This window comes from Eubacteriaceae bacterium Marseille-Q4139 (genome assembly GCA_018223415.1).
GTDB lineage: Bacteria > Bacillota > Clostridia > Lachnospirales > Lachnospiraceae > CABSIM01.
The window spans coordinates 2,493,795-2,514,656 of record JAGTTQ010000001.1 but is presented as its reverse complement, the minus strand read 5'-3'; the positions used below and the strand labels follow the sequence as shown (position 1 = coordinate 2,514,656).

General features: G+C 53.6%; 17 protein-coding genes. 5 read left to right on the top strand and 12 right to left on the bottom strand.

Annotated features, from left to right (window positions below; all coding sequences use genetic code 11):
• Positions 1-136: 136 nt before the first annotated feature.
• The 6 genes from KE531_11810 to KE531_11785 form a co-directional block, all read right to left on the bottom strand.
• Positions 137-1,186, bottom strand: coding sequence for an electron transfer flavoprotein subunit alpha/FixB family protein (locus KE531_11810; GenBank protein MBR9954286.1), 1,050 nt, complete (start codon positions 1,184-1,186; stop codon positions 137-139).
• Between the two features lie 30 nt (positions 1,187-1,216).
• Entirely contained in the window at positions 1,217-1,999 is a 783-nt protein-coding gene (locus KE531_11805) for an electron transfer flavoprotein subunit beta/FixA family protein (GenBank protein ID MBR9954285.1), read from the bottom strand.
• 48 nt (positions 2,000-2,047) lie between these two features.
• Positions 2,048-3,202 carry an acyl-CoA dehydrogenase gene (locus KE531_11800; protein ID MBR9954284.1) on the bottom strand — a complete coding sequence of 385 codons (1,155 nt, stop codon included), beginning with the start codon at positions 3,200-3,202 and terminating at the stop codon, positions 2,048-2,050.
• Positions 3,203-3,388: 186 nt separating this feature from the next.
• Positions 3,389-4,228, bottom strand: a complete 840-nt coding sequence (locus KE531_11795; GenBank protein MBR9954283.1) for a 3-hydroxybutyryl-CoA dehydrogenase — start codon at positions 4,226-4,228, stop codon at positions 3,389-3,391.
• Between the two features lie 25 nt (positions 4,229-4,253).
• Positions 4,254-5,030, bottom strand: coding sequence for an enoyl-CoA hydratase/isomerase family protein (locus KE531_11790; protein MBR9954282.1), 777 nt, complete (start codon positions 5,028-5,030; stop codon positions 4,254-4,256).
• A 41-nt stretch (positions 5,031-5,071) separates the two neighbouring features.
• Positions 5,072-6,253 carry an acetyl-CoA C-acetyltransferase gene (locus KE531_11785; protein MBR9954281.1) on the bottom strand — a complete coding sequence of 394 codons (1,182 nt, stop codon included), beginning with the start codon at positions 6,251-6,253 and terminating at the stop codon, positions 5,072-5,074.
• A 347-nt stretch (positions 6,254-6,600) separates the two neighbouring features.
• Between KE531_11785 and KE531_11780 the strand changes: the two genes are divergently transcribed.
• Together KE531_11780 and KE531_11775 are read left to right on the top strand one after the other, a co-directional pair.
• Positions 6,601-7,944, top strand: coding sequence for a butyryl-CoA:acetate CoA-transferase (locus tag KE531_11780; GenBank protein MBR9954280.1), 1,344 nt, complete (start codon positions 6,601-6,603; stop codon positions 7,942-7,944).
• Positions 7,945-8,017: 73 nt separating this feature from the next.
• Positions 8,018-9,058, top strand: a complete 1,041-nt coding sequence (locus KE531_11775; protein MBR9954279.1) for an alcohol dehydrogenase catalytic domain-containing protein — start codon at positions 8,018-8,020, stop codon at positions 9,056-9,058.
• 12 nt (positions 9,059-9,070) lie between these two features.
• Here KE531_11775 and KE531_11770 read toward each other — a convergent pair whose 3' ends face one another.
• The 6 genes from KE531_11770 to KE531_11745 all read right to left on the bottom strand — a co-directional run bounded on the left by KE531_11770 (position 9,071) and on the right by KE531_11745 (position 17,100).
• Complete coding sequence (locus KE531_11770; protein ID MBR9954278.1) at positions 9,071-9,508, bottom strand: hypothetical protein; 438 nt, start codon at positions 9,506-9,508, stop codon at positions 9,071-9,073.
• Positions 9,509-9,523: 15 nt separating this feature from the next.
• Positions 9,524-10,420, bottom strand: coding sequence for a LysR family transcriptional regulator (locus KE531_11765; protein MBR9954277.1), 897 nt, complete (start codon positions 10,418-10,420; stop codon positions 9,524-9,526).
• Between the two features lie 330 nt (positions 10,421-10,750).
• Positions 10,751-12,124, bottom strand: a complete 1,374-nt coding sequence (argH, locus tag KE531_11760) for an argininosuccinate lyase (GenBank protein ID MBR9954276.1) — start codon at positions 12,122-12,124, stop codon at positions 10,751-10,753.
• Complete coding sequence (locus KE531_11755; GenBank protein MBR9954275.1) at positions 12,121-14,937, bottom strand: YfhO family protein; 2,817 nt, start codon at positions 14,935-14,937, stop codon at positions 12,121-12,123. Before KE531_11755 ends, argH begins: the two co-directional genes overlap by 4 nt.
• A 204-nt stretch (positions 14,938-15,141) precedes the next feature.
• A complete protein-coding gene (locus KE531_11750) occupies positions 15,142-15,567 on the bottom strand; it encodes a GtrA family protein (protein MBR9954274.1) in 426 nt (141 codons plus the stop codon).
• A 252-nt stretch (positions 15,568-15,819) separates the two neighbouring features.
• Positions 15,820-17,100, bottom strand: a complete 1,281-nt coding sequence (locus KE531_11745) for an aminotransferase (GenBank protein MBR9954273.1) — start codon at positions 17,098-17,100, stop codon at positions 15,820-15,822.
• 248 nt (positions 17,101-17,348) lie between these two features.
• On the opposite strand from KE531_11745, the gene KE531_11740 reads away from it, so the two are divergent.
• The 3 genes from KE531_11740 (at position 17,349) to gltS (ending at position 20,836) form a co-directional block, all read left to right on the top strand.
• Entirely contained in the window at positions 17,349-18,635 is a 1,287-nt protein-coding gene (locus KE531_11740) for a sensor histidine kinase (GenBank protein ID MBR9954272.1), read from the top strand.
• On the top strand, positions 18,632-19,474 hold the full coding sequence (locus tag KE531_11735) for a response regulator (GenBank protein ID MBR9954271.1): 843 nt from the start codon (positions 18,632-18,634) through the stop codon (positions 19,472-19,474). The genes KE531_11740 and KE531_11735 overlap by 4 nt, the downstream gene beginning before the upstream one ends.
• A 150-nt stretch (positions 19,475-19,624) precedes the next feature.
• Positions 19,625-20,836: a sodium/glutamate symporter gene (gltS, locus tag KE531_11730; protein ID MBR9954270.1), complete on the top strand. Its 1,212-nt coding sequence runs from the start codon at positions 19,625-19,627 to the stop codon at positions 20,834-20,836.
• Positions 20,837-20,862 lie beyond the last annotated feature (26 nt).

The window sequence follows — 20,862 nt, the reverse complement described above, 5'->3', positions numbered from 1 at the left end:
ATCATATGGGAGGCGTCTGTCTGCTTCAAATGTTACGAAAAGCGCCCCCAAAGGCCCCGGCCGCAAAAGCCGGTTCCCCTGGGGGCGCTCCTGACGCCGTCCGTTTTCCGGACGCGCGCATTCACACAGATTTCACTTATTTGCTTGCTGCCGCCTTGGCCTCTTTGATCTTCTGGGTCAGAAGCGGAACAATCTTATTCAAGTCACCGACAACGCCGTAGTCAGCCACATCGAAGATCGGTGCGGACTCGTCCTTGTTGATGGCGATGATGATATCGGACTCTTCCATACCGGCAAGGTGCTGGATAGCGCCGGAGATACCGATTGCAAAATATACGTGCGGACGAACGGTCTTTCCGGTCTGTCCTACCTGGAGATCCTTCGGCTTCCAGCCTGCATCCACAACGGCACGGGAACAGCTTACGGTTCCGCCGATGGCCTCAGCCAGCTCATCCAGGATTTTGAAGTTCTCCGGGCTTCCGACTCCGCGGCCGCCGGAAACAAGGATCTTTGCATCCATAATATCGGCAACATTGTTGACAGCCTTTACGATATCAAGGATCTCAACGTATTTCTCGTTCGGAACGAAGCCGGGGTTGAAGCTCTCAACCTCTGCCTTTCTTCCTGCCTCTCTCGGAAGCTTCTGCATAACGCCGGGACGAACCGTAGCCATCTGCGGACGGAATTCCGGGCATGCAATCGTAGCGATGGTGTTGCCGCCGAAAGCCGGACGTGTCATGAGAAGCTGGTTGTGCTTCTGCTCTTTGCCCGGGGTCGGAACAAGCGGAAAGTCTCCGATGTCAAGCTGCGTACAGTCAGCCGTAAGGCCTGTATGGATTCTCGCGCATACACGCGGGCCCAGGTCACGTCCGATGGCCGTAGCGCCGATTAAGAAAACGTCCGGTTTGTACTTCTCGATAACGGAAGCAAGTGCATGGGTGTACGGCTCTGTCCTGTATTCTTTTAACTGCGGGTCATCCACAACGATTACCTTGTCTGCGCCGTACTCGCCAAGCTCGTCTGTAAGTCCCATTACGTCAGAACCAACCAGGACTGCCGTCACGGTCGTTCCAAGATCCTTTGCAAGATCCTTTCCTTTGCCAATCAGCTCCAATGCAATGCTGCTGATTTTATTGTCAACCTGCTGTGCAAAGACATATACTCCCTTGTATTCTTCTAAGTTCATTACATTCACCACACTTTTCTATTATTTTAATTAGATTACATGCTTCTCTTCGAGCTTTCCAACGATGTAGGAAACGGATTCGGTCGGGTCAAGAACGACCTTCTCGCCGGCACCCTTTCTTACCTTATCGGAAGCCTTTGCAATCTGAGTCGGGGATCCCTTAAGACCAAGGTTGGAATCAAGGACATCCTTCAGATCGTTTCTGCCCCAAACGGTGATTTCCTTCTTGTAAGCGTCGAAAATTCCGCCCGGAGTCATGTAACGCGGCTCGTTTAATTCGGAAAGTGCTGTGATTAAGCACGGCATTTTTGCTTTCAGGACATGGTATCTGTCGTCATACTGACGCTGTACGATGACGCTGTCGCCTTCGATCTTGATATCCTGGGCATAGCTGATAACCGGGATTCCGAGATGCTCGGAGATCTGCGGGCCAACCTGTGCCGTATCGCCGTCGATAGCCTGACGGCCTGTGATAATCAGGTCATAGTCCAGGTTGCGGATTGCGCCTGCGATAGTCTGGGATGTTGCCCAGGTATCGGCGCCGCCGAGAACCCTGTCTGTTACCAGGATGCCGTTGTCAGCACCCATGGCCATAGCCTCACGAAGAACCTCTTCTGCCTTCGGAAGACCCATTGTAATAACTGTTACCTCTGCACCATACTGATCTTTTAAGCGGAGAGCTGCCTCCAGACCTGCCTTGTCGTCCGGGTTCATGATGGTGAGCATAGCCGCTCTGTCAAGAGTTCCATCCGGTTTGAACTTAACGCCGCCCTTGGTATCCGGCACCTGTTTAATACAAACAACTACTTTCACTGTATTTCACTCCTATTCTTCGTTATTCTCTTTTCCTGGAATCCCCGATTACTTAAGTAATGCGCCGGAAATTACCATTCTCTGAACTTCGCTTGTACCCTCGTAGATCTCCGTGATCTTAGCATCACGCATCATGCGCTCTACGTCGTACTCTCTCGTGTAACCATAACCACCATGGAGCTGAACAGCCTTTGTTGTTACTTCCATAGCAACTTCTGCTGCATACAGTTTTGCCATAGCTGCTTCCACAGAATAGGACTTCTGGGTAGCCTTTGCCATAGCTGCGCGGTAAACCAGATACTGAGCTGCCTGAACCTTTGTAGCCATGTCGGCAAGCTGGAACTGGGTATTCTGGAACTGGCCGATGGATCTTCCGAACTGCTTTCTTTCCTTTACATACTCGATGGTTCTCTCCAGAGCGCCCTCAGCAAGGCCGAGTGCCTGGGCAGCGATACCGATACGGCCGCCGTCAAGAGTATGCATGGCAATATGGAAGCCCTCGCCCTTCTTTCCAAGCAGGTTTTCCTTCGGGATGCGGCAGTCTGTGAAGATCAGCTCATATGTAGCGGAGCCGCGGATACCCATCTTCTTCTCTTTTGTACCAAAGGAGAAGCCCGGGGTTCCCTTCTCTACGATGAATGCGGAGATTTCTTTTTTCTTTCTGCCCTTCTTGTCCTCAACGATGCCGGTAACAGCGATGATTACATAAACGTCTGCTTCCTTGCCGTTGGTGATGAAGATCTTGGAGCCGTTAAGAACCCACTCGTCTCCCTCCAGGACAGCCTTTGTCTGCTGGCCCTGTGCGTCCGTACCTGCGCCCGGCTCAGTTAAACCGAATGCGCCGAGCTTCTCGCCCTTTGCAAGCGGGATCAGGTATTTCTGCTTCTGCTCTTCCGTACCGTAGGTCTGGATCGGATCGCAGCAGAGGGACGTATGAGCGGAAACGATAACGCCTGTGGTACCGCAGACCTTGGAGAGCTCCTCTACACACATTGCATATGCAAGCGGATCACAGCCCTGTCCGCCGTATTCCTTCGGAACCGGAATGCCAAGGAAACCGATCTTTGCCATTTTCTCAACGGTCTCTCTCGGGAAGCTTTCCGTCTCATCCACCTCTTGAGCAAGAGGTTTTACTTCTTTCTGAGCGAAATCATGAAACAATGTTCTCGCCATCTCATGCTCTTTACTTAATGTAAAATCCATGTGTTAGTTCCTCCTTGTAATTGGTTCATATATGACATGGGGAAACGTGGATGCGGCATCTCCCCTATGTATCAAAGCATAAATTGTCCCGGTGGCCGCACACCGGCCGGGCGGGAACCAAAAAATCCCCTCCCGGCCGGCTCCCCCTGCGGTTCGCCGGAATCCCAATGCCCGCTCTCCGGGCTTTTATTTTGTATAATCGTAGAAGCCTCTGCCGGTCTTCTGTCCGAGACGGCCGCCGCGCACCATTTTCTTAAGGAGCGGATGCGGACGGTACTTGGAATCGCCTGTCTCGCTCTGGAGTACCTCCATGATCGCCAAGACAACGTCCAGGCCAACCAGATCGCCGAGCGCTAACGGGCCCATCGGATGATTGGCTCCGAGCTTCATGGCCTCGTCGATTCCCTCCACCGATGCAACGCCGTCTGCGTAAATGCCGATGGCCTCGTTAATCATCGGGATCAGGATGCGGTTTACAACAAAGCCTGCGGCTTCCTCTACCTGTACCGGGGTCTTTCCGATCTCTTTGGAGATGCGGATCACTTCCTCAACGGCTTCCGGAGCTGTGTTGAGGCCTGCAATGACCTCGATAAGCTTCATAACAGGAGCCGGGTTGAAGAAATGCATGCCAACCACGTGGCGGTCAATGCCTGCGCCGATCTCCGTGATGGAGAGGGAGGAGGTATTGGTTGCAAAAATACACGACGGCTTGCAGATCGCATCAAGCTCTTTGAAGGTCTGCTTTTTGATTGCCATGTTCTCGATGGCAGCTTCCACGATCAGGTCGCAGTCGCCGCAGATATCCTTCACGCCTGTGGTGATCTTTCCAAGGATTTTATCCATGTCCTCCTGCGCCATTTTCCCTTTTGCGACGCGCTTGGATAAGGTTTTCTCGATTTTCTTCTTGCCGTTTGCTGCAAATTCTTCATTGATATCGCACAGCATAACCTCATAGCCTTCGGTCTGTGCGAATGCCTGTGCAATTCCGGAACCCATGGTTCCTGCACCTATAACACCAACCTTCATGATATGCCTCCTTAATTTCCGCCTCTTAACGATTATGAAATTCTTCTACCTTGCGTTTTTCAAGGAATGCCTGCATGGCGTCCTTCTGATCCTCGGTCTCAAAGCACTCGGAGAAATACTTTTCCTCGATGGCGACCGCATGATCCAGGTCGGAAAGATAGCCGTCCGTAATCGCCTGCTTGCAGTTTCTCACCGCAATCGGCGCATTGGACGCGATCCTCTTTGCCAGCTTCATGGCCGCAGACATCAGCTCTTCCTTCGGATAAACGGCGTTGACAAGGCCGATCCTGGCAGCTTCGTCCGCCTTGATGTTGACGGCTGCATAGATCATTTCCTTTGCCTTTCCCGTTCCCACAAGCCTTACGAGCCTCTGGGTGCCGCCAAAGCCCGGCGTAATTCCAAGGCCTGCCTCCGGCTGGCCGAATACGGCGTTCTCGGAGCAGATCCGGATATCACAGCTCATGGCGAGCTCGTTGCCGCCGCCGAGAGCAAAGCCATTTACCGCCGCAATGGTCGGGATCGGCAGGCTCTCCAACTTGCGGAAAATGTCGTTTCCGAACTTTCCGAACTCACGGCCCTCTGTCTTCGTCATATGGCTCATCTCGCCGATATCGGCGCCGGCCACAAAGGCCTTTTCGCCTGCGCCGGTCACGATGACTGCCCGTGTCCCGTTCAGGTCGATTTTATCAATTACTTCATCCAGGTCTTTCAATACCTGTCTGTTCAGTGCATTCAAAGCTTCGGGGCGGTTGATCGTTATGATGCCAACATAGCCGTCCTGCTCATACGTTACAAATCCCATAGCTGACTGCCTCCTAAAAGAATCCCTGTTTTATGTAAGGATTAGTCTCTCTTTACAATCGCCGCACAGCCCATGCCGCCGCCGATGCAGAGTGTTGCAAGTCCCGTCTTCGCGTCCTTCTTCTGCATCTCATGAAGCAGGGTTACAAGGATACGGCAGCCGGAGGCTCCTACCGGATGTCCAAGGGCAATGGCGCCGCCGTTGGGGTTTAATTTGGAAAGGTCAAAGCCAAGATCCTTTCCTACGGCAACGGACTGGGCCGCAAATGCCTCATTGGCCTCGATAACATCGAAGTCTTCGATCTTCATGCCGGTTTTTTCCATAACTTTTCTCGTCGCTGCCACCGGGCCGATACCCATAATCCGCGGCTCAACGCCTGCAAGAGCGCCTGCCACCCAGGTAGCCATCGGCGTTACGCCGAGCTCTTTTGCCTTCTCTTCGCTCATGACAACGACTGCCGCAGCACCGTCATTGATTCCGGAGGAGTTGCCTGCCGTCACGATTCCGTCCTTCTTAAAGGCCGGGCGCAGCTTTGCAAGAACTTCTGCGGTCGTTCCGGGACGCGGGCCCTCGTCGGTGTCCACGATTACGGTTTCTTTTTTCTTCTTTACTTCTACCGGCACGATCTCGTCCTTAAAGGCGCCTGCCTTCTGAGCAGCCTCGCACTTATTCTGGCTGTCGGCCGCGAATTTGTCCAGCTCTTCTCTCGTAAGGCCCCACTGCTCGCAGATGTTCTCGGCAGTGATTCCCATGTGATAGTCGTTGAATGCATCCCAGAGGGCATCCTTAATCATCGTATCCACAAGCGTTCCGTTGTTCATCCTGTATCCGTAGCGGCCCTGCATTACCGCGTAGGGAGCCATGGACATGTTCTCACAGCCGCCTGCGACGACGATGTCCGCATCGCCCGCCTCGATCATCTGAGCCGCCATGTTTACAGCCTGAAGGCCGGAACCGCAGACGACATTGATCGTAACTGCCGGGACTTCAACCGGAAGTCCTGCGTGGAGGGATGCCTGACGTGCCACGTTCTGTCCCTGTCCTGCCTGGATGACACAGCCCATGTACACCTGGTCTACGTTTTCCGGGGCGATTCCGGCTCTCTTTACAGCCTCTTTGATAACAATCGCTCCCAGTTCGGCTGCCGGAACCGTGCTCAGTGCACCGCCCATTGTGCCGATTGCTGTACGGCATGCGCCTGCCAATACAATTTTCTTTGCCATTAGTTTTTCCTCCTCAATATACCGTTTGACGGCCCTCCGAGGCGTTTCCCGCCGACATCCGGCGACATTCCCGCAGACGGCTCGACAATACTTCATATGTCATTTATCATAACACCAATCATTTTAGCTGTCAAATAATTATCAAAGGTTTTTTCTTGATTTTTCATTAACTTTTTATGTGATTTTCTAAAATCCTTTGATGAAATGAAACGGCTGTTTTTCATGGTTTCCTGGGAAATGAAGCCGGGGCCGTCTTTCATATTGACCGTGCCCGGCAGAAATGTTAAAATTAAGACGATGACGGATGCGCCGCATCCTATCTTTTATAAGAAACGAGGGCGATAACAATGGATTTCAGAAAAATGTATGAAGAAAAGCTGGTGACGGCTGAGGAAGCCGCAAAAGCTGTCAAATCCGGCGACTGGGTGGACTACGGCTGGACGACGGGAACTCCCGTGGCCGTCGACGCTGCCATCGCAAAGCGTATGCCGGAGCTTACGGATGTGAATTTCCGCGGCGGCATTTTAATGTGGGTGCCGGAAATTTTCAAGATTGAGAACCCGGCCGACCATCTGACCTGGAACTCCTGGCACATGGGCGGCATCGAGAGAAAGGCCATCGCGCAGGGCTTTTCCTTCTATGCGCCGATCCGCTATTCCGAGCTTCCGAGATATTACAGGGACTCCCAGACGAAGCCGGATGTGGCTGTTTTCCAGGTGGCTCCCATGGACGAGCACGGATATTTTAACTTCGGCCCCAATGCGTCCCACATGGCCGCATGCTGCGAGACGGCAAAGACCGTCATCGTCGAGGTCAACGAAAACATGCCTGTCTGCTACGGCGGCTTTGAGGACTGCATCCATGTCTCCAAGGTGGACATGATCGTCGAGGGCGATAACCCGGCCATCGCCGAGATGGGCGGCGCTGCTGCTGCCACCGAGGTGGACGAGGCTGTCGCAAAGCTCATCGTCGAGGAAATCCCGGACGGCGCCTGCTTACAGCTTGGCATCGGCGGCATGCCGAACGCCGTCGGCTCCATGATCGCAAAGTCTGACCTTAAGGATCTCGGCGTACATACGGAGATGTATGTGGATGCCTTTGTCGACATTGCAAAGGCCGGAAAGATCACCGGCGCAAGAAAGGGCATCGACAAGGGCCGCCAGGTTTACGCTTTCGGCGCCGGCACGAAGAAGCTCTATGATTATCTGAACAAGAACCCGGAATGTATGTCTGCGCCTGTCAGCTATACGAATGATGTCCGCACCATCGCATCCCTCGACAACTTTATTTCCATCAACAACGCCGTGGATCTCGACCTGTTCGGCCAGATCAACGCCGAGTCCTCCGGGCTCAAACACATCAGCGGCGCCGGCGGACAGCTTGACTTCGTCCTGGGCGCTTACCTTTCCAAAGGCGGAAAGAGCTTTATCTGCTGTTCTTCCACCTTTACCACGAAGGACGGCCAGTTAAAGTCCAGGATCCTGCCGACGTTAAATCCGGGCTCCATCGTCACCGACACCCGCGCCAACGTCCACTATCTCGTGACCGAGTACGGTAAGGTGAATTTAAAGGGCCTTTCCACCTGGCAGAAGGCCGAGGCCATCATCTCCGTCGCACACCCGCAGTTCCGCGATGAACTGATCGAAAACGCAGAGAAGATGCATATCTGGAAAAAGAGCAACAAGCGGTAAAGCCTTACGGCTTGCGGCTGCGGCCGTTCCCGGGATGGGGCGGCCGCAGTTTTTTTCAGAAAGGATAACTATCATGCTGGCATATATATATGAAGGAACAGGGAAATTTTCCATGGCTGAAAAGCCGAGGCCAACGCTTTTAAGCCCCAGGGACGCCGTCGTGCGGGTGACGCTCTCCAGCATCTGCACCAGCGATCTGCACATCAAGCACGGTTCCGTGCCCAGGGCCGTACCGGGGATTACTGTGGGGCACGAGATGGTGGGCGTCGTGGAAGAAATCGGTAAAGAGGTAAAAAATGTCCGCCCCGGCGACCGGGTGGCCGTCAATGTGGAGACCTTCTGCGGACAGTGCTTTTTCTGCCTCCATGGCTATGTGAACAACTGCACGGATCCCGACGGCGGCTGGGCCCTCGGCTGCCGGATCGACGGCGGCCAGGCGGAGTTTGTCCGCGTGCCATATGCCGACCAGGGGCTTACGAAAATCCCGGACTCTGTCTCCGACGAGCAGGCGCTTTTTACAGGCGATATCCTGGCTACCGGCTACTGGGCCGCGAAGATCGGGGAAATCAAAGAGGGCGATACGGTGTTGATTTTAGGTGCCGGGCCTACGGGGATCTGTACCCTGGCCTGCGTGCTGTTAAAAAACCCCGGCCGCGTCATCGTGGCCGAGGTGGATGAGGGACGGATCGCCTTCGTGAAACAGCACTATCCCCAGGTGACTGTCGTAAATCCCCATGAGACGGATCTGGAAGCGTTTGTAAAGGCCCACAGTGAACACGGCGGCGCCGACGTGGTGATGGAGGTTGCCGGAACAGCCGAAACCTTTAAGCTCGCCTGGCAGGCGGCCAGGCCCAACGCCGTCGTTGTGGTGGTGGCGCTCTATGACGAGGCGCAGACACTGCCGCTTCCTGAGATGTATGGGAAGAATCTGACCTTTAAAACAGGCGGCGTGGACGGATGCGACTGTGAGGAAATCCTGCGGCTCATTGAGGCCGGCCGCATTGATATGACGCCGTTAATTACCCACCGGGTTTCCCTTAAGGAGATTGAAAAGGGGTATGAGATCTTTGAGGGGAGACGTGACGGGGTGATTAAGGTGGCGGTGGCGCCGTAAAATGGGAAGGGGTTATTCCCCCTTCCTAAAACTCACCGCACACACCGCCAGAATCATCCCCGCCACAAAAAATGCCGGCAGACAGTTATTGTAGACCCACACGACAAGGTACCCCAGCCTGCTGGACAGTTGTTCCGGAAGTACCGGGAAAAAGTTGTGGATCGTCGACAGGATGTCTGCGGCCAGATAAGCCGCAAGAAGAGCCGTCACAGCAGCAAGAAATCCCTTTTTTACTGTCCCGTTCAGGCGCACGCTTCCTTTTAACAGAAGAAGCTGTCCCAGAAAATAACCGCCGAGAAGATACGCCGCCGGAATCAGATAAAACCAGTAAAACAGGACCTCATCAAAGGAAAACGTGCGCGCTATGCTATCCACAGCTTCTCTGTAATTCGTTAAAGCCAGCAAATCTGCCGCAAACAGCACTGCCAATAAACGGTTTGCCTTCTTCATGTCGTCTCCTCCTTTCTAGGAAACCTCCCGCACCGTCACGCCGTCTTCCTCCCTGAGCCGCTTCCTGCAAAGCTCCAAAAGCGGCTCCTGGTAGGGCGAGGCGTCCTGGACGCGGTAGAGGTAGTAAAGCGTCCGTTTCGGAAGCTCCACATCCAGTTCGTGAATGGAAATCGGCGCCGTGTCCTTCATGCTCCTGGCGATGGACACCGGCAGAAACGCCCAGTTATCGCCGCTCTGGGCAAAATACTGGAGAAAGCCCATCTCATCCAGGTACATCCGCGGCACCGAGGAGTTGCCGAAATAGTAATTGTGCCAGGCATCGAAATTCCTGTCCCAGCGGGTGCGGATCTCGTGGCGGGAGTCAAGCTGGCTGATTTTTAAGGACGGCGGGAGCCCCAGCTCCGTTCCGGCCACCAGGCACAGTTCCTCTTCAAAAAACAGCTCGGTCTTCACCTGGGACGAATAGATCGGGTCGGTAATGAAAGCGATGTCGGCACTCTTGTTGCTGACGTGGGGATAGGCCTCGCTGGAGTGGATCGTCGACACATGGAGGCTGCATTCCGGGTGTTCCTTCATAAAGGTCTGGAACACATTCGGCAGCATGAAGGTCAAAAGACTCCCGACGCTGGCGACATAAAAGTTTTTCTCATGGCCTAAAAGCGCCTCCTCCTGGGTCTCATTCCAGAGCGCCTGCCAGCGGTAGGCCAGCCCGATGAAGGCCTGCCCCTGCCTCGTCAGCGTCACATGGCGGACGCCCTTTCCGCGCACGAAAAGCGGATAGCCCAACTCCTCTTCCAGCGCGCGGATCCGGCGGCCCAGGGCCGGCTGCGTCACGTAGAGCTTTTCGGCTGCGGCGGAGAAGCTTCCGTACTGTACAATGTTTAAAAATGCTTCGATTTCCAGAAATGTCATATGGCCTGCCCTCGTCATAAATGTTATTATTTATTTACATTATATCAAACAAATAAACATTTTACAATTATATTATCTGGTGTTACACTATACTCGCAATCAGGAAATACCTCAGAAACGGCTGAGGCTGTTTACAAATTCAAAGGGGTGACATGGGATGATGGAAATTAAAGATCTCTGGGAAAACTGTGAACCGACCGATTAACTTTATTTACTTATGACATTTTCTTATTTTTGAGGCCATTAGTTGGCCTTCCTTCTCTAAATATGACACGGGGGCCGCAGACAAATCAAAACCTGCAGATTTGTCTGTGGCCCTCGTCGCATCTTCTACGCTTCCAGCTCTTTCTTATAAATTTCAAGGACACGCTTCATGGCATCGGCGCCTGGCGCCCCGATGGTGGTGCGCTTCTCCACGCATGTTTTCATGGAAATTGCCTCATAAATATCTTCTTCAAATACCGGGCAGACAGACTTGTACTCCGAAAGGCTCAGTTCATCCAGGGATTTCCCTTCGTTTATCGCCATGAGGACAAGCTGGCCGATGATGCCGTGGGCATCGCGGAACGGCACGCCGTGGTTCACCAGATAGTCGGCAGCATCCGTGGCGTTCGTAAAGCCGCGCTTTGCGCTGGCCTCCATTTTATCTTTCCTGAAGGTCATGGAAGAAACCATGCCTGTAAACAGGAGCAGGCACCCCTTCACCGTGTCGATGGCGTCAAAGGTCAGCTCCTTGTCCTCCTGGAGATCCTTATCGTAAGCCAGCGGGATCCCCTTCATCACCGTAAGGAGAGACATGAGCGCGCCGTAGACGCGGCCGGCTTTCCCGCGGATTAACTCGGCGATATCCGGGTTCTTCTTCTGGGGCATGATGCTGCTTCCGGTGCTGTAAGAATCGTCCATCTCCACAAACTGATACTCGTTGCTGTTCCAGATGATGATCTCCTCGGAGAACCGGCTTAAATGCATGGCAATGATGGAGAGTGCCGAAAGAAGCTCGATCAGGTAATCCCGGTCGGAGACGGAATCCATGCTGTTTAAGGTGGGGCCGTCAAAGCCAAGGAGCTCTGCTGTGTATTCCCGGTCGAGGGGATAGGTGGTACCGGCCAGGGCGCCGGAGCCAAGGGGGCAGACATTCATCCGCTTCCGGATATCAAGGAGACGTCCCCTGTCACGGCGGAACATCTCATAATACGCGCCGAGGTGGTGGGATAAGGTCACGGGCTGTGCCTTCTGGAGATGGGTAAAACCCGGCATATACGTGTGGAGATTGTCCTCCATGAGTGTCAGAAGTTCGGAAAGAAGCCCCTTTAAAAGCCCGTCCAGCTCGTCGATCTCGTCCCTGGTGTAGAGCTTCATGTCAAGCGCCACCTGGTCGTTTCGGCTGCGCCCCGTGTGCAGGCGCTTTCCGGCCTCGCCGATCCGCTCGATTAACGTCGCTTCCACAAAGGAATGGATGTCCTCGTACTCCGTCGTGATTTCCAGGCGGCCGGTTTCCAGGTCGCTTAAAATCCCCTCAAGGCCGGAAACGATGGCCTCCTTATCTTCTGCGCTTAAAATGCCCTGCTTTGCCAGCATCGTCACATGGGCAATGCTGCCCCGGATGTCCTGGCGGTAAAATTTCTGGTCAAAGGAAATGGATTCGTTGAAATTGTGGACAAGCGCGTCTGTCTCTTTTGTAAATCGTCCTCCCCAAAGCTTCATGGATTTGTCCTCCTTGTATCTTTTTTGTCTTGTTTATCCGTCTGTCTGCGGATCAGATATAAAAGCAGCAGAACCGCGGCTGAGGCGCCTGTAAGGATCATGCCGCCCTTTAAGCCCTTCGGGAAATAGGAAAAATGGATTTCATGCTGTCCCTCGGGAAGATCCAGGGCCAGAAAGGCCTCGAACGCCTTCTTCGTCACGGCCGGCTCCCCGTCCACCGTCACCGTCCAGCCCTCGTCGTAAGGGATTGTCGTAAGAAACATACCGGCCTCCGCCGCATCGACGGTTCCGGAAAGCTCCGTATCGGTCCAGCTTGTAAGGTGCATGGGCATCTCGTTTAATTTTTCATAGACGGAGATGAACGCCCTCTCGGAAAACCGGTAGACGAAGACATTTAACTGTTCGCCTGTCTGGCCGGCCGTAAACGTCACTTCGTTTCCGTCGGCAATGGTGCCAAGCTCCAGGAAATATCCCCTGTCCGTGTTGGAAAAGCTCTTCTGGCCCGTGGGCAGGGACGCCTTCACGTCCTTCACCTGCTTATTTGCCACATAGGCGTAATATTCGCCTGTGATGTCTGCCGTAAATCGGTAGGTGTTTCCCGTCATCTCTCCGTCCACAAGCGCCAGCACAGGATCGGAGCCAAGCACGCCGCAGAGGTCGTTCTGCACGTCCGCCGGGTTGTCCATCTGGTACAGCCAGTTTTCTTCCAGATCCGACGGGACAACAAAGCCCAAGGGCAGCGTGTAAATATTTTCGTAAAGGTATGTCTCCCCGGATTCTCTGAGATACATCATGATATCCGTGTTTTCCATCCGCTCGGAATACAGCGCATAGCGGACGGACAGCAGCATGTCCACGAGCGGCGTGCTGCCGGTGATGCTGTAAGCGTTCGTGGACGCCTCACAGCCCATGCGCTTGAAAAATTTCGTGAGATCTGCGTTGGCCGTGGACGAAAACAGGGAGACGGACGGGAAATTCATCCATGCCCCGTCGTTTTTCGTCTTCCGCGTCTTCTTCTCCACCCGGTAAAAGTCCTCCGCCGGCTGGAGCGTCTCCGCCAGGAACCTCACATCCTCATTGTCGGCCGTATAGGCCGTCCGGCTCGTCGTCGTCACGCTCGTGACCGTCATGTTGACGGCCGCTTCCACCGACACCACCGTCAGCGCCAGAAACACGGCCAGGCCGCGCCTTCCGCGCCGGTACATGTAGATGAGCCCTGTGTAAATGGACAAAAACAGGATCGCCGCATAGTAAACCGCAAAGTGGAAGTGCTCCTGCTCCACCAGCTTTTCCGCCAGAAGGACGAAGCAGACTGCGCCCCAAAAGGAGGCCGCCACATGGCTCCGGGGCATGGTTTTTAAGTGCAGAAATGCCCGGAAGCAGATAAACAGCATCAAAAAGATATAGATAAACGACTGTCTGCACGGCAGGCTGTTGGGGTAATGGAAGCCGTGCCAGATGAAATTTAAGACGTTGATGGAGAAGCTGGCGAAAAAGATCAGCAGCAGGCCGCAGTAAACGCTCTTCTCCTTCACGGATATTTTCCGGCAGGCCAGGTACATGAGGAAAAACATCAGCACGGCCACGCCGCAGTAGATATTCGGCCAGTGATCCAGCCCGATTTCCGACTGTACGTTCCCGATATGGCGGGCGATCATGTCGAAGATGGAGAAATAGGAACTCCAGGCGGACGGGAAGGTGAAATTCCCCGAAGCCGTAGCCTGAAGGGCGAAAATCTCCGGCAGCAGGACGATGGCCGCCAGCCCTCCGGCGAGCAGCGAGTAGACGGCAAACCGCAGGCATGCCATCGCGTATTTCTTAAATTTCCCAGGCCGCTCCAGAATTAACAGCGCAATGAAGTAAAGCACCAGGAAAATGCACGTCATGATGGAGATATAATAATTGGAAAGGATCGAAAGTCCTAACGTCAGGCAGTATAAAAAGCCGCGGCCGCGCTTTACGAGCCTCTCAAGCCCCAGGACAATGAGCGGAAACAGCAGGATGCAGTCTAACCACATGATATTCCAGCTATATGCGGCCATGTAGCCGGAAAGGGCATAAAAAATCCCGAACATGCCGATTCCGATGGTACTCGTCCGGCAGTGCTTCTTTAAATACCAGGCAAAGCTTAAGCCTGCAAGGCCCGTCTTTATGACGATCATGTACGTCATGAATTCGATGATATAGGCCTTCGGGCAGAGTAAAATCAGCCAGTTTAACGGACTTGCCAGATAGTAAGCATAGAGGGCCGCAAAGTTGACGCCCATGCCTACGTCCCAGCTGTAAAGCAGGCTGCCGCCGGTTCTCAGTTTATACTGAAATTCGGAGAAAAACGGCGCATACTGGTGGTACATGTCGGTACGCAGGAAACTCTCTTCTCCAAAGGGGAAAATCCCCCGCTGGGCGTAGATGATGAGCATGATGACTATCGGCACAAAAAACGCCACAAGAAGCCCGTCGCCGGGGCGGACGATGGACGCGTCCTCCTTCGTTTTCACAGGATTTCCACGCCTTCTGGATTTTGACGCCTGGGAGGCGGCAGAAGGCGGGACGGCGGCCGTCTCCTCCGGGGCAGACGGCTCTGCGCCGAAAGCAGACGAGGCTTCGGGCGCGGACGGCTCTGCGCTGGATCCGGCCATGGTTTCGCGGACGGGCGGCTCTGCGTTCGAAGCAGCCGTAACTTCGCGGACAGACGGCTCACCATTGGAAGCAGCCATAACCTCGCGGACAGACGGCTCCCCATCGGAAGCAGCCATAGACTCGCGGACAGACGGCTCCTCACCGGCTCCGGCCGAATCCTTTCGGGATAGCATCCCCTCTTCGGAGAATGCCGCTGCCTCTTTCTCAAACGCCTCCATATCAAAGGGATCCATGGCATCATCCAGCCAGAAGTCCTCTCCGGCTTCCTCCGGCTTCCGAGGGGACTTTGGCCTGCCGGCCCCCGCGGCTCCCAGGATCTCTTCCATTTCCTCGGAAATTTTCTTTATATCATTCTGTTCCATCAAGGAATACTCCTTTTATTTTTCGTCATTCTTTTTGGCAAAGATCAAAATTTTGCTGAACACATAATTTAAAACCACGACGGCCACGGAGATCACCAGCTTGCTGATGAAAAAGTCAATCTTCATCCAGTCCACCATGACGGCGACGGCCACCAGGTTAAAAAGAAACGTGGCAATCCGGCAGGCCACAAAGGAGACAAACTCCCGCCACACGGCCGCAGGCTCTAAAGTCCTGCTGTGAAACACCCACCATTTGTTCGTCACGAAGGCGAACAGCACAGCCGCGATCCAGGCAATCGTCTGGGAAAAAACGGCTCCCATTCCTGCCATATAAAAAAGATAGTTGGATATGGCGTAATCCACGGCAGTCGTCAGCACGCCGAAAATCAGATACACGCCGCCTTCTTTAAGCAGTGCCTGCTTTCCTTTTGTATCTTTCATAGTTTTCCCCATTTTCTGATAAATCCGGTATTATGGGAGTCAAAATACTTTTTGACTCCTACATTATTTTAGTATAGCCCGCGGAAAATGTAAAGGGACTTATGGGTATGTCTGCACGGAAAAAAGAATCCCGCAAGCGGCAGGCAGCCTTTCCTGTGGAACAAAAAACGAACAGAATGCCGGCATCCCGTTTCCGGGGCCGGCATTCTGTTCGTTTTATGTCTGTGTAAAGTCAAATGGCAAATTTGGGTTTTATGCCTCGAGAAGCTTCTCAACACTTACAAGCTTCACGCATACGCAGAAGATCTCTGCGGCCTGCTTTAACTCGTCAAGCGTCGGGAAGGACGGGGCAATACGGATATTGCTGTCGTGCGGATCCTTTCCGTAAGGATATGTAGCGCCTGCGCCTGTCATGACAACGCCTGCCTCCTTGCACTTGGAAACGATGGCCTTGGCACAGCCGTCCATGGCGTTGAAGGATACGAAGTAGCCGCCGTTGGGCTTCGTCCAGGTTCCGATCTCCAGACCCTTAAGCTCTTTATTTAAAATCTCGTCAACAGCCTCGAATCTCGGACGGAGAATGTCAGCATGCTTTGCCATATGGGCCTTTAAGCCTTCTACGTTTCCGAAGAATTTCACATGACGGAGCTGGTTCATCTTGTCGTGGCTGATTAACTGGTTGTTCATCTGCTTCTTGATATCCTCGATGTTTGCCTTGGAGGTGGCAATGGCGGAGATACCTGCGCCCGGGAACGTCACCTTGGACGTGGAACCGAACTTGTAAACCATATCCGGGTTTCCTGCCTTCTCGCACTCGGAGAGGATATCCAGCACATGATCCGGATGATCCGGATACAGGTGATGTACGCAGTAAGCGTTATCCCAGTAAATACGGAAATCTTTTGCCGCCGGTTTCAGGTTTGCGAAGCGTTTTACTACTTCATCCGAATAGGACTGTCCGCTCGGGTTGGAGTAAAGCGGCACGCACCAGATACCCTTTACGCTCTCATCGTTGTTGACGTACTGCTCTACCATGTCCATGTCCGGGCCGTCGTCATGAAGCGGGATGTTGATCATCTCGACACCGAAGTATTCGGTGATTGCGAAATGTCTGTCATATCCCGGAACCGGGCAGAGGAATTTCACCTTGTCTAACTTGCACCACGGGGTATTTCCCATAACGCCGTGGGAATAGGAACGGGATACGGTATCGTACATTAACGTAAGGCTCGAGCTTCCGTACATGATGATGTTCTCAGCCGGAGCATCCATCATTCCGCCCATGAGTTCCTTTGCCTCCTGGATTCCTGTCAGGACGCCGTAGTTTCTGCAGTCACCGTCTACGCTCATATAGTCGCTCTTGCTGTTTAAAACGTCAAGCATCGGCATGGAGAGGTCAAGCTGCTCGGAGCTTGGCTTTCCGCGGGCCATGTTGAGCTTCAGGTTCTTTCCCTGGTACTCCTTGTAAACAGCCGTAAGCTGCTCCTTTAAGGACGCAAGCTCTTCTTTCGACATTTCATGATAAGGTTTCATGTTCTTTCCTCCTCAAATTTGCATCACATAGTTTCCGCTGCCCCGATAGTCTCCCGGAACAACTCTTTCTCATAACTTCATTATAATCTACCGGCTGGTTTCTTACAATACAAAAATCTCAAATTTCCGCTTTATTTTTTCATGTTTTCCGCCGTGAAAAGGAAAGAATCTTAAGCATCCGCATTGACATTTTTCCCGGCGTACCGTATGATTTTAGGCAGACTTATGAACATATTCAGGAGGGAGCCATGGGAAACCGGAAACGCATTTTACTGACAGGCACCGTCGTCGCCGCATCTTCGCAGCTTTACTGGAATCTTTTTACGCCCAACTTCCGCGTTTCTGCCTCTGTCCTTCTCCTTCCTGTCCTGCTCATGACCATCGGAAAAAGCGCCGGAACCGTAAAAACCTGTGCGGCCACAGCCGTCATGGTTTTCTTCGTCCGGGCTGCCCTGCTCTTCTTTGCCCTTGGGAGCCTGCCGGGGAAAGCCGTCCTTTTTCTGGTTCCCGGCTCGCTTTTTTATCTGGTTTACGGCCTGCTTTTCCGGCTGTTCATAAAAAGCAAATATACGGCAGGCTGGAAGCGGCTGTTTCCCGCCATCCTGCTCTGTGATTTTCTCTCCAATCTGGCGGAGCTCACCCTTCAGGAGCTTTTAACCGGCTACGTGCCCTTTTTCTTCACGGCCGGTTCCCTCTTTTTCATCGCCGTTTTCCGCACGCTCCTTGCCGGCCTCTGCCTGACTGCCGAGGCCCAGTACCGGGCCCTTCTCTCCCGCACCGAGCACGAAGACAGGTATCGCCGCCTGTTCCTCATGACGGCCAATTTAAAAAATGAAGTCTACTTTATGCGGAAAAATTCTGAGGAAATCGAGTCCATCATGAGCGGCGCCTACCGGCTTTACGAGACGCTCCAGGGGCTTGACGTGCCGGAGGAAACCAGGCGGACGGCCCTTTCCATTGCCCGCGACGTTCATGAAATCAAAAAGGACTATATGCGGATTATCCAGGGCATCGAACAGGAAATCTCCGCCGAGTACGATGAAAAGCAGATGGAGCTTAAAGACATCTTCCGCATCCTGGAGGAGACGACTCATCGGATGTCGGAAAGCCTGGGGCTGCGGCTTTCTTTGGATTTTTCCTGCCAGGATAATTTCGTCACCGGGGAGCACTATGCCCTGATGGCCGTGTTAAAAAACCTGGTGACAAACGCCGTTGAGGCCATCGCCTCAAAAAAGAGCACAGGAACCGTCTCTCTCCGGGAGCACATCGACGGCGATACCGTCATTTTCACGGTCATCGACTCCGGCCCCGGCATTTCGCCGCGCCATCTGCCCAATATTTTCAAAATGGGCTATTCCACCAAATTCAATCAGGAAACCGGAAACATTTACCGGGGAGTCGGCCTTTGCGGCGTCAAAATGACCGTGGAAGAAAAATTCGGCGGCGCCATCGGCGTGGAGTCAGAACCAGGAAAGGGCGCCGTCTTCACCCTGCATATACCTGCTAAGGCCCTGAAGGGAGGTACATTCTTTTGAGAATCTATATTGTGGAGGACGACATTTCTGTCATCAGCATCCTGGAGGATATCATCGAGGATCACGACCTCGGAGAGGTCTGCGGCGACTGCGGCGGCCAGCCCGCCGATGTGGAGGAGATTCTGCGGGCCAGGCCGGACGTCATCCTGGTGGACTTTTTCATGCCGGTGATGGACGGCGTCGAATTTGTCCAGAAGCTGCGCCGCCAGAACCGTCAGATCAAGTGCATCATGATCTCCCAGGTATCCGCCAAGGAGCTTGTCAGCAAGGCATACAGCGCCGGCATTGATTTTTTCATCAGCAAGCCCATCAACATCATCGAGGTGACGTCTGTTTTAAAAAATGTCCGGCATCAGCTTGAAAACGAGCAGACCCTGAACAACATCCGGCGGATGTTCTTAAGCGACATGGCGCCGGAAACCAGGGAGAAAAATGAGCTCCATCTTTATTTAAAGAAGCTGCGCTACATCTTAAACCGTCTCGGCATGTCCGGAGAAAAGGGCTGCCCAGACATCATAAAAATCTGTGAATATCTCTATGAAAACCGGATTCCTGCTTCCCAGCTCAACATCGGCCATACCTGCGAGCTTTTAAGCGATTCGCCGAAAAATATGGAACAGCGGATCCGCCGGGCCATTGCCGCCGGAATGTCCAACATTGCCCACATGGGGATCGAGGACTTCTTAAACGAAACCTTCACAAGCTATTCCGGCACCTTGTTTTCCTTTGAAGAAATCAAGGCAGAAATGGATTATCTCCGCGGCAAACGGAAAAGCGGCGGAAAGGTCAGCATCAAAAACTTCATCGACGGTCTGATGCTGGAGGCCGAACGGCAGTAACCGGCCATGGCCTGCAATTTTTTTGCAGGCTTTTTGTCTTTTTCTGAAGTTTTTTGAGAGAAAGCCTGTAAAATCTTTCCATGCAGACAACTCTTTCGTATAAATAATAGAAAGAGAACGAGTCTTAAAAATTCATATGGAGGTGTTTTCATGTTTTCGATTGAACTGAACATGTATCAGGCTGTGGCCGTAGCAGCCGTCGTGCTGCTCCTTGGCCGTGTGCTTACGGGGCTTTTCCCGGTTCTCAAAAAATACTGCATTCCGGAGCCTGTGGTGGGAGGCGTCGTCTACGCCCTGGTTCATGTAATCCTGCGTTCCGCCGGAATCCTTGAGATTTCCTTTGATGCTACGCTTCAGAACTTTTTTATGACCGTATTCTTTTGCAGCGTCGGCTTTACGGCCTGCTTCCGCCTGCTAAAAAAGGGCGGCATCCAGGTCTTCCTTTTCCTTGGTCTGGCAGTCCTCATGGTAATTCTCCAGAACGTCCTGGGAAGCGCCCTTGCGGCAGCCTTCCATCTTGACCCGCGGCTGGGGCTTGCTACCGGCTCCATCCCGATGGTCGGCGGGCACGGCACCGCAGGTGCCTTTGGCCCCGTTCTGGAAACTGCCGGTGTGACCGGCGCCCACGCGGTTGCCATCGCGTCTGCCACCTTCGGCCTCGTGGCCGGCTGCGTCATCGGCGGCCCCATCGCTTACCGCAGAATCCACTCTCTGAACCTGCATTCCACGGAAAGCGCCACTGGCTCCAACGAGGTGGTTGTGGACAAAAATGAAGTGACCGGGGCCATCGACTCACGCCGCTTCCTGGACGCGTCCCTGTACCTGGCTATCGCCATCGGCGCCGGAACCGTCGTGTCCTCCCTGCTCCAGAAAATCACGATCATGGGACAGCCCATGTCGTTCCCCAGCTACATAGGCGCCATGGTTGTGGCAGCCGCCATCCGCAATGTCATGGACGTGCGCGAAAAGGATGTCCCCATGGAGGAGATCAGCACCATCGGCAGCTTCTCCCTCTCCCTGTTCCTTGGCCTCGCCATGATGGGCTTAAAGCTCTGGCAGCTTGCAGAGCTGGCTCTCCCGATGGTTGTCATGCTGGCCGGACAGACGGTTCTGATGGCATTCTTCGCCTATTTCATCGTCTTCACGCTTCTTGGCAGAAACTACGATGCTGCTGTCATGACGACAGGCTTCTGCGGCTTCGGAATGGGTGCTACGCCCAACGCCATGGCGAACATGCAGGCCGTAACCTCCAAATACGGCCCGTCCCCGACGGCATATTTCGTCGTGCCGCTGGTTGGCAGCCTGTTCATCGACTTTATCAACAGCATCCTGATTACGCTGTTTATGAACTTCCTCCCGTAAACCTGCGGGAACAGAACGATTCTTCC

Excerpts from the sequence above, each read along its gene's own strand:
- KE531_11770 (MBR9954278.1), bottom strand. The coding sequence starts at position 9,508 with ATGAAGAAGGCAAACCGTTTATTGGCAGTGCTGTTTGCGGCAGATTTG.
- KE531_11745 (MBR9954273.1), bottom strand. The coding sequence starts at position 17,100 with ATGAAACCTTATCATGAAATGTCGAAAGAAGAGCTTGCGTCCTTAAAG.
- KE531_11740 (MBR9954272.1), top strand. The coding sequence starts at position 17,349 with ATGGGAAACCGGAAACGCATTTTACTGACAGGCACCGTCGTCGCCGCA.
- gltS (MBR9954270.1), top strand. The coding sequence starts at position 19,625 with ATGTTTTCGATTGAACTGAACATGTATCAGGCTGTGGCCGTAGCAGCC.
- KE531_11810 (MBR9954286.1), bottom strand. The coding sequence starts at position 1,186 with ATGAACTTAGAAGAATACAAGGGAGTATATGTCTTTGCACAGCAGGTT.
- KE531_11800 (MBR9954284.1), bottom strand. The coding sequence starts at position 3,202 with ATGGATTTTACATTAAGTAAAGAGCATGAGATGGCGAGAACATTGTTT.
- KE531_11750 (MBR9954274.1), bottom strand. The coding sequence starts at position 15,567 with ATGAAAGATACAAAAGGAAAGCAGGCACTGCTTAAAGAAGGCGGCGTG.
- KE531_11765 (MBR9954277.1), bottom strand. The coding sequence starts at position 10,420 with ATGACATTTCTGGAAATCGAAGCATTTTTAAACATTGTACAGTACGGA.
- KE531_11775 (MBR9954279.1), top strand. The coding sequence starts at position 8,018 with ATGCTGGCATATATATATGAAGGAACAGGGAAATTTTCCATGGCTGAA.
- KE531_11755 (MBR9954275.1), bottom strand. The coding sequence starts at position 14,937 with ATGCTATCCCGAAAGGATTCGGCCGGAGCCGGTGAGGAGCCGTCTGTC.
- argH (MBR9954276.1), bottom strand. The coding sequence starts at position 12,124 with ATGAAGCTTTGGGGAGGACGATTTACAAAAGAGACAGACGCGCTTGTC.
- KE531_11785 (MBR9954281.1), bottom strand. The coding sequence starts at position 6,253 with ATGGCAAAGAAAATTGTATTGGCAGGCGCATGCCGTACAGCAATCGGC.
- KE531_11795 (MBR9954283.1), bottom strand. The coding sequence starts at position 4,228 with ATGAAGGTTGGTGTTATAGGTGCAGGAACCATGGGTTCCGGAATTGCA.
- KE531_11780 (MBR9954280.1), top strand. The coding sequence starts at position 6,601 with ATGGATTTCAGAAAAATGTATGAAGAAAAGCTGGTGACGGCTGAGGAA.
- KE531_11790 (MBR9954282.1), bottom strand. The coding sequence starts at position 5,030 with ATGGGATTTGTAACGTATGAGCAGGACGGCTATGTTGGCATCATAACG.